We start from the raw sequence: 244 nt of genomic DNA, 5'->3' as shown, positions 1-244 counted from the left end.
GGCGGCATGACCATTCCACATGAGGTGGTGGGCTATGTGATCATCGAAGGCATGACCTATGTGGGTGCCTGGCGTAAGCATCTTGGCCTATCTCAGGCTGAAGTCGCTGCACGGATTGGCATTACCGAGGCCACCTATGCTCAGCAGGAGCAGAGTAGGAGTTTGCAGCGACCTGCCCGCGACAGGATCGCTGCAGCTTTGGGCATCGCGCCGGATCTGCTTAGAGTTTGAGGAGATGCGATTA

The 244-nt window shown here is 57.0% G+C and carries 1 protein-coding gene; it reads left to right on the top strand.

All coding sequences use genetic code 11. The features are described 5' to 3' along the window. Positions 1–231, top strand: a 231-nt coding sequence (locus FS767_RS22495; RefSeq protein ID WP_144968287.1) for a helix-turn-helix domain-containing protein, incomplete at its 5' end; no start/stop codon positions are given. Positions 232–244 lie beyond the last annotated feature (13 nt).

The organism is Pseudomonas sp. DE0010 (genome assembly GCF_007680745.1).
GTDB classification, from domain to species: Bacteria; Pseudomonadota; Gammaproteobacteria; order Pseudomonadales; family Pseudomonadaceae; genus Aquipseudomonas; species Aquipseudomonas parafulva_B.
This window is presented reverse-complemented; position numbering and strand designations above follow the sequence as displayed.